Origin of the sequence: Paenarthrobacter sp. NPDC089988 (assembly GCF_044748465.1) — a bacterium.
GTDB lineage: Bacteria > Actinomycetota > Actinomycetes > Actinomycetales > Micrococcaceae > Arthrobacter.
On sequence record NZ_JBIVGD010000023.1, the window covers coordinates 44,975 to 63,149 of the forward strand.

16 protein-coding genes are annotated in these 18,175 nt (G+C 65.0%); 6 read left to right on the forward strand and 10 right to left on the reverse strand.

All coding sequences use genetic code 11. The features are described 5' to 3' along the window. Nucleotides 1-20 precede the first annotated feature (20 nt). The gene (locus tag ACIPV6_RS20840) at nt 21-1,355 is read right to left on the reverse strand and encodes an extracellular solute-binding protein (RefSeq protein ID WP_400272726.1); all 1,335 of its coding nucleotides are present in this window, start codon (nt 1,353-1,355) and stop codon (nt 21-23) included. Between the two features lie 215 nt (nt 1,356-1,570). Beyond that, nucleotides 1,571-2,572: a LacI family DNA-binding transcriptional regulator gene (locus ACIPV6_RS20845; RefSeq protein ID WP_400272727.1), complete on the reverse strand. Its 1,002-nt coding sequence runs from the start codon at nt 2,570-2,572 to the stop codon at nt 1,571-1,573. A gap of 105 nt (nt 2,573-2,677) precedes the next feature. On the opposite strand from ACIPV6_RS20845, the gene ACIPV6_RS20850 reads away from it, so the two are divergent. Continuing rightward, a complete protein-coding gene (locus ACIPV6_RS20850; RefSeq protein WP_400272728.1) occupies nt 2,678-3,358 on the forward strand; it encodes a TetR/AcrR family transcriptional regulator in 681 nt (226 codons plus the stop codon). Nucleotides 3,359-3,362: 4 nt separating this feature from the next. Here the strand turns inward: ACIPV6_RS20850 and ACIPV6_RS20855 are convergent, their stop codons facing one another. Both ACIPV6_RS20855 and ACIPV6_RS20860 read right to left on the reverse strand, forming a co-directional pair. Beyond that, nucleotides 3,363-4,010 carry a LytR C-terminal domain-containing protein gene (locus ACIPV6_RS20855; RefSeq protein ID WP_400272729.1) on the reverse strand — a complete coding sequence of 216 codons (648 nt, stop codon included), beginning with the start codon at nt 4,008-4,010 and terminating at the stop codon, nt 3,363-3,365. Nucleotides 4,011-4,023: 13 nt separating this feature from the next. Continuing rightward, nucleotides 4,024-4,323 carry a type II toxin-antitoxin system VapB family antitoxin gene (locus tag ACIPV6_RS20860; RefSeq protein ID WP_400272730.1) on the reverse strand — a complete coding sequence of 100 codons (300 nt, stop codon included), beginning with the start codon at nt 4,321-4,323 and terminating at the stop codon, nt 4,024-4,026. Between the two features lie 137 nt (nt 4,324-4,460). Here ACIPV6_RS20860 and ACIPV6_RS20865 point away from each other — a divergent pair, with 137 nt between their 5' ends. Together ACIPV6_RS20865 and ACIPV6_RS20870 are read left to right on the forward strand one after the other, a co-directional pair. Next, nucleotides 4,461-5,381, forward strand: coding sequence for a hypothetical protein (locus ACIPV6_RS20865; RefSeq protein ID WP_400272731.1), 921 nt, complete (start codon nt 4,461-4,463; stop codon nt 5,379-5,381). Nucleotides 5,382-5,486: 105 nt separating this feature from the next. Beyond that, nucleotides 5,487-7,016, forward strand: a complete 1,530-nt coding sequence (locus ACIPV6_RS20870) for a stealth conserved region 3 domain-containing protein (protein ID WP_400272742.1) — start codon at nt 5,487-5,489, stop codon at nt 7,014-7,016. On the opposite strand, the gene ACIPV6_RS20875 is transcribed toward ACIPV6_RS20870, so the two are convergent. From ACIPV6_RS20875 to ACIPV6_RS20890, 4 genes are all read right to left on the reverse strand, one after another. Then, complete coding sequence (locus ACIPV6_RS20875; RefSeq protein ID WP_400272732.1) at nt 6,994-7,959, reverse strand: phosphodiesterase; 966 nt, start codon at nt 7,957-7,959, stop codon at nt 6,994-6,996. The genes ACIPV6_RS20870 and ACIPV6_RS20875 overlap by 23 nt on opposite strands. Nucleotides 7,960-8,099: 140 nt before the next feature. Next, nucleotides 8,100-8,333 (reverse strand): hypothetical protein, encoded by a 234-nt coding sequence (locus ACIPV6_RS20880; RefSeq protein WP_400272733.1) that lies wholly within the window; start codon nt 8,331-8,333, stop codon nt 8,100-8,102. Nucleotides 8,334-8,433: 100 nt separating this feature from the next. Then, on the reverse strand, nt 8,434-10,065 hold the full coding sequence (locus ACIPV6_RS20885) for a M23 family metallopeptidase (RefSeq protein WP_400272734.1): 1,632 nt from the start codon (nt 10,063-10,065) through the stop codon (nt 8,434-8,436). Nucleotides 10,066-10,225: 160 nt separating this feature from the next. Next, nucleotides 10,226-10,603, reverse strand: a complete 378-nt coding sequence (locus tag ACIPV6_RS20890; protein ID WP_400272735.1) for a MarR family winged helix-turn-helix transcriptional regulator — start codon at nt 10,601-10,603, stop codon at nt 10,226-10,228. 97 nt (nt 10,604-10,700) lie between these two features. Between ACIPV6_RS20890 and ACIPV6_RS20895 the strand changes: the two genes are divergently transcribed. Both ACIPV6_RS20895 and ACIPV6_RS20900 read left to right on the forward strand, forming a co-directional pair. After that, a complete protein-coding gene (locus tag ACIPV6_RS20895; RefSeq protein WP_400272736.1) occupies nt 10,701-12,140 on the forward strand; it encodes an MFS transporter in 1,440 nt (479 codons plus the stop codon). A 9-nt stretch (nt 12,141-12,149) separates the two neighbouring features. Beyond that, nucleotides 12,150-13,061 (forward strand): oxygenase MpaB family protein, encoded by a 912-nt coding sequence (locus tag ACIPV6_RS20900; RefSeq protein ID WP_400272737.1) that lies wholly within the window; start codon nt 12,150-12,152, stop codon nt 13,059-13,061. 126 nt (nt 13,062-13,187) lie between these two features. Here the strand turns inward: ACIPV6_RS20900 and ACIPV6_RS20905 are convergent, their stop codons facing one another. Both ACIPV6_RS20905 and ACIPV6_RS20910 read right to left on the reverse strand, forming a co-directional pair. Beyond that, entirely contained in the window at nt 13,188-13,475 is a 288-nt protein-coding gene (locus ACIPV6_RS20905) for a DUF3800 domain-containing protein (RefSeq protein ID WP_400272738.1), read from the reverse strand. A 104-nt stretch (nt 13,476-13,579) separates the two neighbouring features. Beyond that, complete coding sequence (locus ACIPV6_RS20910; protein ID WP_400272739.1) at nt 13,580-17,053, reverse strand: proline dehydrogenase family protein; 3,474 nt, start codon at nt 17,051-17,053, stop codon at nt 13,580-13,582. A gap of 124 nt (nt 17,054-17,177) precedes the next feature. On the opposite strand from ACIPV6_RS20910, the gene ACIPV6_RS20915 reads away from it, so the two are divergent. Beyond that, nucleotides 17,178-18,080 carry a LysR substrate-binding domain-containing protein gene (locus tag ACIPV6_RS20915; protein ID WP_400272740.1) on the forward strand — a complete coding sequence of 301 codons (903 nt, stop codon included), beginning with the start codon at nt 17,178-17,180 and terminating at the stop codon, nt 18,078-18,080. Nucleotides 18,081-18,175: the final 95 nt, after the last annotated feature.

Consider the following 18,175-nt stretch of genomic DNA (forward strand, 5'->3'; position numbering starts at 1 on the left):
GTCGCTCGGGGCTTGGCCCGTTACACCGGGTTGGGTTGGGAAAGAAGGGTGTTGGTGCGGCGCTCGAAGGCATCCCAGCCAACGGCTGCCTTGTCCCTGCCGAGCAGCACGTTCTGGACGTTCTCCGCGAAGTACGTCTGCCAGTCGGAACCCGAGCCGCTGAACCAGGCCTCAGGATCGTAGGCAATGATGTCCGCCGCGTTGGCGTAGTGGATCTGGGGCGTCAGCTCGCGGTACGCCTGCGATTGGACCACCGGCTGGTACGCGGGAATGTGGCCTGCCTCGGCCCAGGACAGCGAGCCTTTCAGGACGTCGCTGACGAACTTGTAGACGTCCCGCCGTTTCTCCTCGTTGACCCTGAGTTGCCGCGGAAGGACGAAGGAGTGCGAATCAGCGTACGACGCCGGTGTGCCGTAGAGCGTGGGGATGGTGGCAGCATCCACGGGGATGCCGGCCTTCTTCATGGTGGGCAGTTCCCACACACCGCTGAACAGCATTCCGGAACCGCCCCGGGCAAACTCGGCGATGCCCGTACTGATGTCACCGCTCTTGGCCGCGATGGTGTCGTCGAACAGCGATGCCATGAACTCCAAGGACTCGATCGCCGCGTCCCGGTCCACCTTCATGGGCTGGCCCGGGGTCAGTTCCATGTCCGCTCCGTGTTGCTTATAGAGCGTGTAAAAGAGGCGCCACATCTGGGAGCCACTGCCCAGGTAACCGAAGGACAACCCGTGGGCACCGGTAACTTTCTGCATCTCGACTGCCATGGCCTTGAAGTCCTGCGGCGACGTAACGTCCTGGAGTTGGCCGTCGCTCCCCATCACTCCGGCTTTGTCCGCCACGTCCCTGTTGTAGAACATGATGAACGGGTGCGAGTCCAGTGCTATGGAGAAGACCTTGCCGCCCTGCTGGCTCTTCTCCCAGATGCGCGGCGCGAAGTGCTCGCCCGTGATGCCGTTCTCGGCCAGGAGATCCAGGTCCCACGGATCGATCAAGCCGCCGGGAGCGTAGCCGGGCACCCTGCTTGCGTGCATGATTGCGACCTCTGGCGGACGTCCTCCCGCCGAGGCCATGGCGAGCTTGGTGTAGTACGGCGGTCCCCAGGCGAGAACTGTTGGGTGCACCGTGAACCCGGGATTGGCCTTGTTGGCGCTGTTGATCATGGCCTGCATCTTGATCCCGTCACCTCCGGAGAGGAGGTGCCAGAAGTCGATGTCCTGCGCCGCCGTCGCTTGGGCTGCACCGCCGCAACCACTGAGGCTGCCGGCAAGGGCAAGGCCTCCCAAGGCCGCGGATCCGGCGATGAGTTGCCTCCGGGATAGCTGTCTCCCGGTCAAAGATTCGAACTGCTTCACCCGTCACTCCTTTGGATGGGTCCGCTGAAAGGGCACTGCTTCATTGCAAAAGTCCGGTTCCGGTGCTTCACGGTTCCGGGTAAATGGTGGCCCGGCGAGTGACGCAGCTCTCACATTACATCGATGTAATAGACACGGCAAGAGAAAATTGTTAGCGCAAACAATTTACTCATCCTCCACGGCCAGGACACGGGCCACCGATGGCAACCAGAGGTTCAGCCGCCAGTACTGGCCCGCTCCACGATCGAATAGCCCACCTGCACCACCCGCTGCTCCTCATGCCTGCTGGCCATGCGTTCGGTCAACAACCGGATGGCCTCGGAGGCGATGGTGCGCTTGTCGAACGACACCGTGGTCAACGGCGGGACGGCAAAGCGTCCGTCCGCAACGTCGTCGAATCCGGCAACGGCGACGTCTTCCGGCACACGGATTCCGAGCTTCCACAGTGCATTGAGTGCGCCCAGTGCCATGGAGTCCGTGAAACAGAAGAGGGCTTCCGGCACTGGATGGGAATCCAGGTACTCAGTGAGCGCCCGCGCAGCCGACTCGGAGGTCCATTTTTCGCAGCGGATCAGGAGTTCGTCATCGGCCTCGATGCCGAGGGATTCCAACGCCGCTTCATAACCGGCCGCCCGGTGGATCGCAGTGGCCGAATGCCGTCCGCGGTTGATGCCCAAGGCCGCAATCCGCCGTCGTCCGTTCTTCGCCAGCGCCAAAGTCATGTCCCGGGCCGCGGCAAAGCTGTCCACATACACGCGGTCCGCCAGGTGCTGGGTTACCTCACCCAAAAGGACCACGGGAGGAAGGGAAATCCCAACCTTCACGGCGCTTTCCTGCAACACCACAGGGTTCAGAATGAGCCCGTCAATCAGGTTTGCCCTGGCGCGGGTCATGAGTTCCTGCTCGCGATGCGGGTCCGAGCCGGTTTCTTCGATTTGGACACTCCAACCCTGCTCATGGGCGACTTCCACCAGGTGGTGCGCCATCTCGGCAGAGAAGGGTGTAGCCAGGTCCGGCAAGGCCAGGCCGATGACCCCGGACCGGCCGTTACGGAGGCCCCGCGCGGACAAATTGGGAACGTAGTCCAGCTCCTGCATGGCCTGCTCCACCCGGAGGCGCGTCGATTCGCTCACCGGCACGATTCCGTTCATGACGTTCGAGACGGTTTTCGGCGACACCCCCGCGCGGCGCGCCACATCCTTGACCGTTGCCCGCAACAGTCCCCCTTTTGATTTTTGTCCGGTTGGATCGATGCTACGCGAGTTCGCAGCCCACCCCCGCTGGATCCCCAACTTGCTGACAGATCCCTGTAAAGTGTCTATATGCCAAGGATCACGGCCGCCACGAATGCTGCCCAACGCGCCGAGACCCAACGACGGATACTGACCGCCTTCGGAGAGCTCCTCTTCACCCATGGGCTCCCCGGGCTCACCATGACAGACGTGGCCCGGCACGCAGGAGTTGGCCGAACCGCCGTCTACAACTACTACGCGGACATGGAGCAACTGCTCATCGCGTACGCCCTGGACGAGACCGAGCGCTTCATCGTGGACCTTCGGGAGTCGCTCGCGGCCTTGGAGAATCCCGTGGACCGCCTGGCGCTGTACGTTCGCGCGCAAGTGGAGGACCTGAGCCGCCGGCACCTGCCACCAGGCCCGGCAATGGCCGCTGTCCTCTCCCCCGGCTCCTTTTCCAAACTCGCGGACCACGTGGGCGAGTTGAACATCCTGCTTGAGGACATCCTCAACGACGGCGTCCAGCAGGGCTACCTGCCGGACATCGACGTTGCCCAGTTGGCGCGGCTCATCCACGGAACGCTCTCCGCCAGCGCCGCGCGCCGCAACCGGACGCCCGACGGCGACAGTCCGGTCCCGGCCCCGCTCGCCGACGTCGAAACCGCCACGGCGCAGACGGTGCGCTTTATCCAATTGGGTGCGGGCGCGCGATTCGACGACGCCGGCCGGCCAGTGCGCAACGGCGCGGCGGACACGCTGGCCAGCTAGCTCCCTACTGTCCTGCAGGATTGGTGGGGATGATGGGCCACTTGGTGCCGTCCACTACGCGCTGGTCCTCGCGCGGGCAACTGAGCTTCCCGGGCGCCTGGTCCACGAGCTGCGCATCAACCAGGCCCTGGTACCCCGGCGTGAGGACGACGTCCACCGACTCGTCCTCGCGGTTGTCCTGGTAGTAGTCCGTCCCTGCGAGGTTCCGCTGGATGTTGAAAGCCGCTGCTTGCCCCTTGACGCCGGAAATCACTACGCCCACGCCCGAGTAAGCGGTATCGCTGTTGTCCACGGAGGCCACCTTGTAGCCACGTGACGCGAACTGGTCGGCGACGGTGCGGGCCAGACCACCGCGGGAGGTGGCGTTGAAGACGTTGAGGGTCACGGTTGCGTTCGGGATGTAGTCGAATGTGGTGCTGGGACACAGGCTGCTGGGGGCTTTGCTGGCCACTGCCGTGGGGACTTTGATGACGCCGTTCATGACTGCCCAGGCACCAACCGCTCCGGCGGCAATGACGCCGATCAACAGGACCAGGACAATGGCGTGAAAGAGTCGACGCCCGAAGCGGGAGCGGGGAACCCCGGCGTCTTCGGCGAACGTGGCTCGAAGCTCGGCCCCCGTGACTACGTGGTGGCCGTGGAGCTTGGTCACGTCCCTGGGCCGCTTAGCCATCGATCACCAACACGCGTGCGTGGATGGCGGTGCGCTGGTGGAGCGCAGTCCTGACTGCCCGATGCAGGCCATCCTCCAGGTACATGGTGCCCTGGTACTGGACCACGTGGGGGAACAAGTCACCGAAGAACGTTGAATCCTCGGCCAACAAGGCCTCCAGATCCAAAGTGCGCTTGGTGGTCACCAATTCGTCCAGCCGGACGGGTCGCGGCGGGAGGGCCGCCCAGTCACGCGGCGCAGAGTATCCATGGTCAGGGTACGGGCGTCCCTCGCCCACAGCTTTGAAGATCACCCTGCAAGCCTATGGAAGTTGCCGCGCTAACGGAACTTGTGACCCGCAGCACAGGCAGGTTGTAGCCAAATGGTGACTATCCTTTCGCGCTGCGTCACAGCTGTGGAGGAGCCGCCGCGGGCTGACAGAATAGGGGCATGACTCAACCGCTCCACGGCACTGACCGGACCGCTGCCCAGAAAGCCCCGGCCCTCGCACTGCTGCTCGACGTCGATGGTCCCATTGCCAGCCCTGTGACGCGGGACGTCAAGCCGGACATCATCGCAGACCTCGTGGCGCTGGCATCCGCGGGAATTCCCGTCATCTTCAATACCGGCCGCTCTGACGCCTTCATCGCCCAGCAGGTCATGGAACCGATGATCGCTGCCGGGATGCCTGCGGGAACCGTCATCCACGCCATCTGCGAGAAGGGCGCGGTCTGGTTCAGCTACACCTCCGCCGGACCGGGCCCCATCCACGTGGACCACGAGCTCGCCGTGCCCAAGGCCTACGGGGACGACATCCGCCGCCTGGTGGCCGAGGATTACTCGGCACACATGTTTTTCGACGAGACCAAGCGGGCCATGGTCTCCGTGGAACAGCATCTGGACGTTGCCAGCGCGGACTACCTCGAGGAACAGAAGCTCTTCGACGCCGATGCCCTGGATATCCTGAACCGGCACGGCCTCAACGCAGCGCTCCTGGACCACCATGCACCGGAATCGGACGATACTGCCGACTACCGCCTGGACCCCACCATCATTTCCACCGACATCGAATCCGTGCGCTTGGGCAAGGACCTGGGCGCCAGCCGCGCCGTCGAACTCCTCGCAGCCCAAGGCATCACGCCGCTGGCGTGGCGGACGGTGGGCGATTCCCGCACGGACTACGCCATGGCAGACTGGCTCCACCACAACGACCACGAGGTCAAGCACGTGGACGTCCGTCCCGCTGACGGCGTGCCCGTCAAGCCCTACACCATCCTCACCGCGGCGGACCTGGAGTTGGCGGACGACGTCATCCACGACGACGCCGGCGGCGCCTTCCTGCGCAGCTGGCGCGAAGCGCTGGACATCTAGCAGCAGGCCCACCCACGCACCACGGAACAGTACGGAGAAGCAGCCATCACTGAAGCACAGGTCGATCCGGTTTACCACGGCAGCCCCACCGTAGAAGAGGACGCGATCGTCGAGGCGTCCTCGCCTGCCGTCGTCGCGCACCTCAAGCACAGGTCCGACGTCGTCCGTCACCGCGGGCGGTACGCGCTGGTCAATGCGGACCTCACACCGCAACAGGCCATGGTGTCCGACCTCCTGGCGGTCCGGGCGGCACTGGACGCTGCCCGCGTCGACTTCATTCTGGTGCGCGGCAACGACGAACGGCCCGTCATCGCCGTGGATTGGGAGTCCCGCAAGGCCGTCCGGGACGCACTGGTGGAGGCCTTCCGGAACGAACCCTTCTACTCGATGACCGTGGACGCCAAGAAGAAGGCCTCGGTGCTGGTGGCCGACGGCGAGTTGTCCGCCAACCGCAAGTCCCGGATCTTCCGGCTGTACCGGCCCCGGGTGGAGACCGAAGGAGGCCTTTGGTACGGCCCTGCGCTCGGTGTCCAACTGGAGCTGTGGCGCTTCGACGGCGACAGGCTGGAACTGCCCGTGGAGAACTCGCTGACCCGCCGGACCCTGCTGCGGCAGGACGCGGTCCGCGGCTCCGTGCAGCGTCATGGACTTGAATGGCCCACGATCGAGAACATGTTCGCGGACCACGCGAGCGATATCGACTTCGACGTGGATATCGTCTTCTCCTGGGTTGACGGCACGGACCCTGCCTACATCGCCGCGCGGCGTGCCCAGCAGGCGGACGCCATCCTGGGCGAGGGCGACGACCATGAGGCCCGCTACCGCCAGATCAACGAACTCAAGTATGCGCTGCGTTCGGTGCACATGTTCGCGCCATGGATCCGCCAGATCTTCATTGCCACGGACTCCCCCGCCCCTGCCTGGCTGGCGGACCATCCGAAGGTGACGATTGTCCGCAGCGAGGAGTTCTTCGCCGACCCCTCGGTGCTGCCCACGCACAATTCACAGGCCGTCGAGTGCCAAATCCACCACATCGATGGGCTCTCGGAGCATTTCCTCTACTCCAACGACGACATGTTTTTTGGCCGTCCGGTGGGGCCGGACATGTTCTTCACCCCCGGAGGCATCACCAAGTTCATCGAGGCCAACACCAGGATCGGCTTGGGCGAGAACGACGCCGAACGCAGCGGCTTTGAGAATGCGGCCCGCGTCAACCGCAAGCTGCTCTGGAAGCGCTTCGGCAGGATCACCACCCGGCACCTGGAACACACCGCTGCCCCGATCCGCCGCAGCGTGGTGGCACGCATGGAGCAGGAATTCCCGGAAGAGTTCACCAAGACGGCGGCCAGCCGTTTCCGGGCCGCGGACAACATCTCGGTGACCAACTCGTTCTACCACTACTACGCGCTCCTGACAGGCCGTGCAGTCACCCAGACCAACGCCAAGGTCAAGTACGTTGACACCACCCTGTGGTCCGGGTTGCACTACCTGCCCAAGCTCCTGGCCAAGCGGAACATGGACCTCTTCTGCCTCAACGACGGCAGCTTCCCAGAGGTCCACGCCGACGAACGGGCCGGGCTGGTCACCGACTTCCTGGAGAAGTACTTCCCGGTCAAGGCACCTTGGGAGAAGTAGCACCACGCGGTGCCACGGGCACCCGGGGCTGCCGCGGCCGGCTGGTCCGCGGGTGCTTCGGGATGGTGATCCCGGCTGCGGCAAGCCGCCGCTGAACCTCCTCGGCATCCACGGGATCGCCCACGGTCACGCCGCCGGACATCGGCACCACGGAGTGCACAATCGTGTGCTCGTACACGTGGACCATGTTGTAGGCCTGCGCACCGTCGCGCCCGCGCTGGCCGCCGGCCGTGACGCCCAGGTCCTGCGTGTAGCACGTCGCGGAAGCGACCGAGACAGGGATGCCGGCGAAGCTCGCCGTGGTGGAGAAATGCAGGTGGCCTCCAAGGATGGATCGGACATCCGTATTGCGCACGACGTCGGCCAGCGCGGCTTGGCCACGCAGCTCAACCAGGACCGCCAGGTCCTGGACGCACGGCACGGGCGGGTGATGGAGCGCAAGGATGGTGCCGTCCGGCGCCGGGGTGGAGAGCTCGTCCGCGAGCCATTCCAACTGTTCCTCGGACAGTTCGCCGTGGTGGAAACCGGGGACTGTGGTGTCCAGGGTGATGATCCGCAGGCCGTTGACGAAGTAGCTGCGGTCCATCGGGTCCTGGGGCCGGCTGTTTTCCGAGGCGTCCACGAACGCGGATCGGAAATTGGCGCGGTCGTCATGGTTGCCCATGGCCCAGATGGCCCTGGCTCCGAGGGCATCGCACACGGGCTCGATCATCTCGCGGAGCCGCCGGTACGCTTCGAGTTCGCCGCGGTCGGCGAGGTCTCCGGTGAAGATGATGGCTGCCGGCTTCAGCCTGGAAGCGATGATCTGGTCGCAGATCTCCTGCAGCCTGGCAGTGCTGTCCACCGAACCGTAGAGTGTGCCGGGTCCGCCCACCAGGTGAAGATCGCTCAAGTGCAACAGCACATGACCTGGTTTCGGGTACTCGGCCTCGATGAGCTCCATAGCTGCCTTAGCGTTAGGTGGGAGACGGCGCCTCCCGTGTAACCCCAGTAGGACCAATCCAACCAGACGGGAAGCCAACACTTGGCTAATATCCGGCGGAATGTTGGAAAATTACTTTCCTCCTTTCTGGAATTCCAGGCTTATGCCAATGCCTTTTCCACTGCTTCTACAAGGTCTTCGGAGTCGGGCTCCACGGCGGATGGGAACCGTGCGATCATTTCTCCCTGGCGGTTGATGACGAACCTTTCAAAGTTCCATTTCACCTTGACCGGCTGGCCGTCCTGGTCCCGGGTCAGTTCCGAAAACAGCGGATGTTGCTCCTTGCCCAGGACGTTGGCCTTCGCGGTCAGGGGAATGCTGTAGAGGGTGCTCATGGATCGCTTCCTGACGACGTCGGCTGGCGGGATTGCCGCCATCGAGCTTACGGGAGCTTCGTAAGGGCCACGAAACGCGGGGTGTCCGCGTTTCGCCGCGCTACGGGGTGGGAAGAATGAGGCTGGACAACGGCACCGTGGTGCCGTCCGGCTTCCGGACCAGGTCCGGAGCGATCAGGACGTATCCAGGCGGCAGGACCACCGTCGGCAACATGGCGACGAGCGTCGTGGTCGGAGCAGGCGCAGGCGCTGCCGGGGTGACCGGTGCCGCCGGCTGCGTCACCGCAGGCACTGACGCCACGACGGCGGGCACCGGAGCAACCACCGCCGGAGCCGGAGCGACTGCTTTCGGTGCCGGCGCGACGGCGACAGGCGCCGAAGCAGGGACGCTCGGCTGGGTGGCGGGCGCGGCGGGAGCAACTGCCGGGGCTGGTGCAGTGGTGGTGGCCGGAGCCGGCGTCGTGGCCGTTGCAGCGGGTGCCGTGGCGGTCGCACTCGGGGTCGGCGTTGCCGTTGGCGTCGGCGTTGCCGTAGTGCTCGGCGAGGGCGGAGCAGTCGGGGTCGGCGTCGCGGTGGCCGTCGGGCTCGGGGTAGCCGTCGCGGACGGCGAAGGCGAGGCAGTCGCCGTCGGACTTGGGGTAGCCGTCGCGGACGGCGAAGGCGAGGCAGTCGCCGTCGGACTTGGGGTAGCCGTCGCCGACGGCGAAGGCGAGGCAGTCGCCGTCGGACTTGGTGTGGGGGTGCCAGTACCGCCCGGGGTGGTGGCTGTACCGCCCGGGGTGGTGGCCGTGCCGCCAGGGTTGCTTGGCGTGACCGGCGGGGCAACGTCTTCCTCGTGTTCACCGCCAATAACCGCGCGGGTGGTGCCGTCCGAAACGGGAACGGCCCACTGCGGCGCGCTGGAACCGGTGCCAACTCCCGGCTGATAGTTGACCATGGTGATCGGCTGCAGCGGGTCCACCTGCTTGGTGGGCAGGAGCTGCCATTGGTTGGGGTTGGTGTGGAGGCCGTTGACGATTGTCTCGAAGTGGAGGTGGCAGCCAGTGGACCACCCCGTGGTTCCGACCTCGGCGATGACCTGGCCAACCCGGACGCTTTGGCCTTGGGTCACTCCAATGGCCTGAAGGTGGTTGTACGTTGTCACCAGACCGTTGCCGTGCTCGATCTCAACGCGGTTGCCGCCACCCCAGATGTGCCAGCCCACGGCCTTGACCACGCCGGAATCGGCAGCGTAGACGCGGGTCCCGCAGGCTGCGGCGTAGTCCTGTCCCCAGTGGAATTCACCGGGCAGGCCGGTCAGCGGGCTGATGCGGTAGCCGTAGGACGAGCTGGGGTTGAGCACCTCAAGGGGCGCGTACAAGTAGCCGGCAGGCGGACGGGGCAGCCCGGCGGATGCGACGTTCAGGGCGCCCGACCCGTCGGCACCTACGGCGTGGACCAGTGCCCGGTCGAAGTACACCATGGGCGTGCCGGCCGTTTGCTGCGGAGGCTCGGGCAGGTTGTCCATCACAAGGGTCTGGGCGTCGGGCGGCGCCAGGCTGCCCAAGGAATTCGGTCCCACCACGCCCTGGGCCAGGGCCCCATTCAGCGAGGTTGAGGACGCGGACGTCAGTGGTTGGAATCCGAAAGCAAAGAACGCGGCCACCGCGAGGGTCGCGGCGAAGAAGACGCGGCGGAAACCCTCGGTGCGCACCAGGATTGCTACCCGGTCTGATTCATGATGCTTGCCCACAAAAACACTCCCCAAAAGCCAGCGGCACCAAACCCCAGCCTGGCGTGCAAGCACCATTGTTGCCGTTCTCAGGGCGAAAATAAAGTCTTCAAGGTTGCCTGCGCGTGAAAGGTTGGCTCAGTTTTTCCTCAAGACGCCTTGAGCTTTGGGGAGGGTGGGCTCAGGCCAGGTTTTCCTTGAGCAAGGCCCGGTGCTCGATCGCCGCCGAAGCATGCAAGGCCCGGCCTGCCTCAGTGAGTTCGAGGAACAGCGACCGGCGGTCATCGGCGCAGGTTTGCCGTGAAACCAGCCCGGCTTTTTCGAGCCTGTCCACCACTTTGGAGACTGCGCTTTGGGTCATGGGGGTCCGCTCCCCCAATTGCTTCATGCGGCACGCGGCGTCGGCGCATTCGGCGACGAGGTCCAGGATCTCGAACTCATTCAGGCCGATATCGAACTTGGCCTCCAAGGCGCGGTCCAAGGCTCCTGCGGTGCGGAAGTAGGAGTCCTGGATGTTGCGCCACTGCTCAACCAGCTGGCGATCACGCGTCGTTGCCATGGTCCGATTCTAGTTCATGACGTCATTTGAATCCACGTCATAAGATGACATGTCATATTCCTTGTCATTGAATGACGTGTCATCTACATTGAAGAACATGACATCACCCACCACCCTTCAAAGACCTGCCGATGCCTTGGTTTCCGCAGTCCGCTGGACCCGTGCCCAATGGCTCCTGCTGATGGTCGTGTGCACGGTCCTGGCCTTGGACGGCCTGGACGTTTCCATGGTTGGCGTGGCCCTGCCCTCCATCGGTCACGAACTCAACCTCGGTACCGATTCCCTGCAATGGATCGTTTCCGCCTACGTTCTTGGCTACGGAAGCCTGCTCCTCCTGGGTGGGCGGCTCGCGGACCTTCTGGGCCGCCGTCGGATCTTCCTCATAGCGCTCTCAGTGTTCGCCGCCGCATCGCTCCTGGGCGGATTGGTTGACGACCCCGCCATCCTGATCGCAACGCGCTTCGTGAAGGGCCTCGCTGCGGCGTTCACCGCGCCCACCGGTTTCTCCATCATCACCACCAACTTCGCCGAGGGCCGGGCCCGCAACAAGGCGCTGTCCATCTTCACTACCTTCGGCGCAAGCGGCTTCTCCCTGGGCCTGGTGGTTGGCGGCCTCATGACCAGCCTGAGCTGGCGCTGGACGTTCCTGGTCTCAGTACCGATCGCCGTGGTCGTGGTGCTGCTGGGCATCAGGTTCATCCCGAAGGACAAGCCCTCGGCCGAGAACAGCGGGCACGACATCTGGGGCGCCGTAACGCTCGCCTTGGGCATGCTCGGCCTGGTGTACACCTTGGTTTCGGCGCCTGAACAGGGCTGGGGATCTGTGGCAACAATCGCCGGATTCGCAGTATCTGCCGCCGTGCTGGCAGCCTTCGCGGTCATCGAGAACAAGGTGAAGCACCCGTTGATCCGCTTCGGCATCCTGAAGGAGGGCTGGGTGGCCCGGGCCAACCTCAGCGCCGTCGGGCTATTCGGGTCCTACCTGAGCTTCCAGTTCATCGTCACCATGTTCCTGCAGTCGGTGCTCGGCTGGACTCCCTTGGGCATGGCCCTGGCACTGCTTCCCGCAGGCCTGCTCGTGGCCACGAGTGCGCCCTTCGCGGACCGGCTGATCGAAAAGTTCGGGGCAAAGCAACTCATCCTCACCGGACTTACCGCCCTTGGCCTGGGCTACGTCCTGTTCCTTCGCGTTGGCACCACGCCCAACTACGCGCTGGACATCCTGCCCTCGGTGGTCCTGCTGGGCATTGGTTTCGCCTGGGCCTTCCCGTCCATCAATGTTCTGGCCACGGAAGGCATCCGCGATTCCGAGCAAGGACTCGCCGCCGGCCTGATCCAAACCAGCACCCAGGTAGGTGCCGCACTCGTCCTCGCCGTCACCACGGCTTTGGTGAGCGGACACGGTCAGGCCGCGGGCACCGTCAGCGCCCAGGCCATGCTGGACCAGTACCGTCCGGGACTCATCCTGAGTGCCGCCGTCGCGATTGCTGCCCTGCTGGTGGCAGCGGCACCTGCCAAGCGCCGCGCCCGCGTGTAGTTTGTAGGCATGAGGAACCTTTTCCTCGACTACCGGCACGAGCTCCAGCGCACGTTCACGGGAACCTCCGGAACGCCGCCGGATTGGGTGCCGCGCCTTGCCGAAGGGAACGACGCCGGATATCACCTTCCGGGGTCGGCGGTCTGGGCTGTGCACGGCTCAATGTCCACCCTCGTTGCCGGAATCCGGGTGCTCCTGATGCAGGCCTTGCATCCAGGAGCACTCGCCGGCGTGTACGAGCACTCCGGCTTCAAGGAAGATCCCCTTGGCCGGCTCGCCACCACCATCCGCTGGATCTTCACGGTGACCTACGGGTCCACGGAAGCGGCCAAGGAGGCGAGCGGCCGGGTCCGGAAGATCCACAAACACGTCAGGGGGACGTATGTGGATGGGAACGGGGTCCAGCGGACGTACCAGGCCAATGATCCCGAACTCCTCCGGTGGGTACATGTGACCTACGCGGAGTCCTTCCTCACGGCGCACCGCATCTTCGGCCGGCCAATTCCCGGTGGACCCGATGCGTACGTCCGTCAGTGGGCTTCGGCGGGCCGGCTCATGGGCGTCGAGTATCCGCCCCTCACCGAGGCCTCCGTCCGCAGGGAAATCGAAGAGTGGCGCGCCTCCGGCGTCCTTCGCTCCGACGAACGGCTGGCCGAGACCGTGGCTTTCATCCGCCACCCGCCATTAAGCCCCTTGCTGCGGCCGGGGTACCGCATTCTCTTCGCGGCCGCCGTCGAAAGCCTCGAACCGGAGTATCGGGAAATGCTTGGGCTCAAGACGGCCCGGATCGGCCCGGTCCCACTGCCCGCCATCCCGGCCGCAAGACTCGCCCTGGCCATGGTTCGCCTGGCCCTTGGCCGGCGCGGCCCCAGCGAACTCGCGGCCCGCAGCCGGCTTGAGCGGCTGGGTTGGCCGAACTAAGGGATCGCACTTTGACGTGACAAGTGAGAGTGATACCTTGATAAATGCAAGGCCCTAGGCAGTTCATCTGGCTGTACGAAGGGTCTTGCATCCCGCGAACCCTCCGATTGCCGGAGGGTTCTTGCGTTAAGGATGCCTCCACCAAATCATTCCCTGGTCAGAACCATCCAACCAATGTTTGCGGAGCCTGCTGAAAGCGATCGCGGCCCCGGGCATGGGCGTGATGCCGTCACCCCAAATTTCGGGATGGTCCTGAAGGTGTTTGTGGAATGAGCAATAGGCAATCAGGTCGGCCGCCTGGATCAGCTGGCTGTACCTGCTGTGCTGCATCAAAACATCTTCCAGAACCCGTCGGTCCGCGATGTCGAGGCTGCGATGGACCCTCCTGTAGGCGGCCCGCGCCAAGCCCCGCAAACACGGGTCTTCTCTAGGTGGGCGGGATCGACGGTTTCTGACGCGATCGAAGGAGGCGACGCCGGGCCTTCCGCAGAATCAGAAAGCCCGGCGCCGCGCGGCTGTTAGATCAGTTCGTCCGAGAGGTGGTTCGGCGTGCCGAAGCGGTGGGCCGTGATGGACACGGCCTGCTCGCGAAGGAACGGCAGCATCTCAATCCGGCCAGCCTGCGTCACCACACCGTGGTAGACAGCGATGTCGGGACGGCCACCGGTCGCCGCGCTCAGCGCGGTGAAGTCGCCACCGATCAGGCGGATGCGGCCGCCGTCGAACGCTGCTGCGCGGGCCAGCCACGCGGCGTCGTCCTCAACCCGCACGCTGACGCCCAGGTTCGCGAACACGGTCACCACGGCGTCCGGAAGTACGACGGCGGAGCTCACCTTGAGGGCCGAGCCTGCCACTGCGCCGGCAGCCACCGTGCGGAGCAGGTCCACGAGCCGCCCGCCTTCGGAAAGGCGGATGGTGACGGGGATGGGGCGGTAGCGGAAGACGTTGCGTTCTGCGGTCAGGCCGGAGACGTCCTTGCGGGTGCCGAACTCGGAATCCCAGGCGGCAGCGTCGCTGAACAGTGCCTGCTGGAGGGCCTGGAGTTCTTCGGGCGTAACGTCAGCCGACTTGGCCGCGGTCAGGATCTGCGAGGCTGCGCCCTGGAGCGTGGCGCCCCGCTTGGCGGTGGCCTCGGCCGGGAGCCAGGAAGCCAGGCCGATCAGGTAGTTGGGTCCACCGGCCTTGGTTCCGGCGCCAACAGCGGACTTCTTCCAGCCACCGAAAGGCTGGCGCTGGACGATCGCGCCTGTGATGCCGCGGTTGACGTAGAGGTTGCCGGCCTGGATGGTGTCCAGCCAGATGCCCATTTCGGCGGAGTCCAGGGAGTGCAGGCCGGCGGTGAGGCCGTATTCGATCTCGTTCTGGATGGCGATGGCTTCTTCAAGGGTTTCGGCGGTCATGACGCCCAGGACCGGTCCGAAGAACTCGGTCAGGTGGAAGTAGGAACCGCGCTTGACGCCCGAGCGGATGCCCGGGGACCACAGCCGGCCGGACTCATCCAGGCGTTCGGGCTTGATGGCCCAGGTTTCGCCCTCGCCCAGGGTGGTCAGGGCGTTCAGGAGCTTGCCGTTGGCGGGCTCGATGATCGGTCCCATCTGCGTGGTGGCGGTCTCCGGGTAGCCAACGGTCAGGGAACGGGCGGCGTCGATGAGCTGGTTGTGGAAGCGCTTGGACTTGGCCACGGAGCCGACCAGGATCACGAGTGACGCGGCGGAGCACTTCTGGCCGGCGTGGCCGAACGCGGAGTACACAACGTCCTTCGCTGCCAGGTCAAGGTCAGCACTCGGGGTGACGATGATGGCATTCTTGCCCGAGGTTTCCGCGAGCAGCGGCAGGTCCTGCCGGAAGGAACGGAACAGCTCAGCCGTTTCGTAGCCACCCGTGAGGATCACGCGGTCAACGCTTGGGTGCGAGACCAACTGGGTGCCCAACTCACGCTCTTCGAGTTGCACGAGTGCCAGCACGTCCTTCGGGACGCCGGCCTCCCACAGGGCCTCCACCATGAAGGAACCGGAGCGGCGGGCCTGCTTTGCGGGCTTGATCACGACGGCGGAGCCTGAGGCAAGTGCCGCAAGCGTCGAGCCGGCGGGGATCGCCACCGGGAAGTTCCAGGGCGGGGTTACCACGGTGAGGTTGGCTGGGACGAACGTAGCGCCGTCGACCGTTTCCAGGTCCTTGGCGCGCTCGGCGTAGTAGTGCGCGAAGTCGATCGCTTCGCTGACCTCGGGGTCGCCCTGGTCAATGGTCTTGCCGGTTTCGGAGGCCATGACCTCGAGGAGTTCGGCGCGGCGGGCTTCGAGCACCTCACCGGCACGGTGCAGGATTGCGGCGCGTTCGGCGGCGGGGCGTGCACCCCAGGCCTTGCCGGCGTCAACGGCGGTGGTGATGATGCGTTCGAGTTCGGCAGCGTCGGAGACCTTGGTGGACTCGACGATCTGGTTGCCTGCCGTGGAACCGGGGATGCGGGCCAGGATGTCACGGCCCCAGGCACGGTTTGCGGGGAGGGCGGGATCGGTGTCCGGGGTGTTGCGGAAGCCCTCGGTCGGGGCAGGCTCAGCCGGGAGGCGGCGGTCCTGCTTGCGGTTCGGTCCGGGGACGGCCTCGCTGAGATTCGCCAGGGAATTCAGGAAGCGCTGCTTCTCGCGCTCAAAGAGAGGTTCGTTCTCACTGAGCTCGAACACCGCGGACATGAAGTTTTCCTGGCTGGCGCCCTCTTCCAGGCGGCGGATCAGGTACGCGATGGCGACGTCGAATTCGCCGGGGTGGACTACGGGTGTGTAGAGGAGCAGGCTGCCAACGTCCTTGCGGACCGCCGTTGCCTGGCCGGTTGCCATGCCCAGCAGCATCTCGAACTCGATCGCTTTCTGTCCCTGACCGGCAATCCCGCGCTGCTTGGCCAGGAGCCAGGCAAAGGCGACGTCGAACAGGTTGTGGCCGGCAACACCGATGCGGACAGCGTCCACGCGCTCCGGCGTGAGGGCGTAGTTGATGACGCTCTTGTAGCTGGTGTCCGAGTCCTGCTTGGTTCCCCACGTTGCCAGCGGCCAGTCGTGTAGGGAAGCTTCAACCTGCTCCATGGGAAGGTTGGCACCCTTGACCACGCGGACCTTGATCGGAGCACCACCCTGGGCACGGCGTGCGGCCGCCCATTCCTGGAGTTCCTGCATCGCAGCCAGGGCGTCCGGGAGGTAGGCCTGCAGCACGATGCCGGCCTCGAGGTTCTTGAATTCAGGCATGTCCAGGATCCGCTTGAATACGGCGATGGTCATGCCCAGGTCCTTGTATTCCTCCATGTCCAGGTTGATGAACTTGGGCTTGCTGAAGGACGCAGCGAGGCGGTACAGCGGGGTGAGCTTCTCCACCACGTGGTTGACGGCTTCGTCGAAGGCCCACGGGGAGTGCGGGGCCACGGTGGAAGATTCCTTGATGGAGACGTAGTCCACGTCCTCGCGGGCCAGGAGCTTGAGCGTGCCATCGAGGCGGCGCTGTGCCTCGTGCTCGCCCAGCACTGCCTCGCCCAGAAGGTTCACGTTGAGGTGCACGCCGTCCTGGCGGATCTTGGAGATGGCCGGGCCGAGCTTGGCATCAGTGGCATCCACGATCAGGTGTCCCACCATCTCACGGAGCACGCGGCGGGCGATCGGAATGACCACCTGCGGCATGACCGGGGCCATGAGGCCGCCGACGCGTACCGCGCTGCGCATGTACCACGGCAGGAACGTGGGCACCTTGGGGGCAAGTTCGGCGAGTTTCCGGGCGGCGACCGAGAGATCCTCGGGGCGGATGACGCCGTCGACGAATCCAACCGTGAAGTCCAAACCGTTCGGGTCCTTCAAGACGCCAGCCAGGCGCTGGGCTGAGACATCAACGGGGATCTTGCTGGCTTCGGTCAGCCAGTGACGGACCAAGGCAATGGCTTCGGTGGCCAGTGCGTCGAACTGCCCGGAATCCTGGGTGCGCGGGGAGGTCGCATCCGGGAGGGTGCTGGTCATGAAGGGCTCCTTAGGGTACGGAGTAGTTTGCTTGTTTCCATCAGTATGGATCTACAATCCCATTAGGAAAAGCGATCTTTTCTGACGAATATTCGTTATCCATCCCGAAGTTTTGGAGGCCGCCGTGCTGGACGTCCGCAGGCTCCGTTTGCTGCACGAATTGAAGATCCGCGGGACGCTCGCGGAAGTGGCCGATGCCATGCAGTACAGCCCCTCGTCGGTATCCCAGCAGTTGACGCTCCTGGAAAAGGAAGCCGGCGTGGAATTGCTCCGGAAGGCCGGACGCCGCGTGCAGCTCACACCGCAGGCGGAGATCCTGGTGGCGCACACAGCGGCGCTCCTGGAAACCCTGGAACGCGCCGAAACTGAACTGGCAGCCTCCCTGTCCACGATCACCGGAACCGTCCGGCTGGCCGTCTTCCAGTCCGCGGCACTGGCGCTGCTCCCCGACTTCCTGACCATCATGCGCCAGGAGTACCCCGAGGTCCGCGTGGAAATGACGCAGCGCGAACCGGAGACAGCCCTCTATGAGACCTGGGCCCGGGACTTCGACATTGTGGTGGCCGAGCAGTACCCCGGACACGCCGCCCCGCACCACCCCGGCCTTGACCGCGCCACCCTGACCAGCGACGCCATCCGGCTCGCCACTCCCCCGGTGGGCCTGGGCGGCGAACACATTGCGTCGATCGCAGACACGGCATCCATGCCTTGGGTCATGGAACCCCGCGGCGCGGCGTCACGCCACTGGGCAGAGCAGGCCTGCCGCTCGGCCGGTTTCGAGCCGGACGTACGCTACGAAACCGCCGACCTCCAGGCACAGATCCGGCTCATCGAGTCAGGCAACGCCGTGGCTTTGATGCCCGATCTTGTGTGGACGGACATGGAGCGGCCGGTGCAACTGCTGGACCTCCCCGGGTTGCCCGCCCGCACCATCTTCACGTCCACGCGCACAGCAGGCCGCATCCACCCGGCCATCCTCGCCTGCCGCGAGGTTCTGGAGCGGGTGGCGGCCGCACACCGCCAGTAAGGGTTATAGGACAGAACGTGTGTATGGCAGGGGCGTGCTTCCCAGTGCCGGCGTGGGGAAATCCGGGGTGGCTAAGCTTTTGAAGCTTAGTGTGG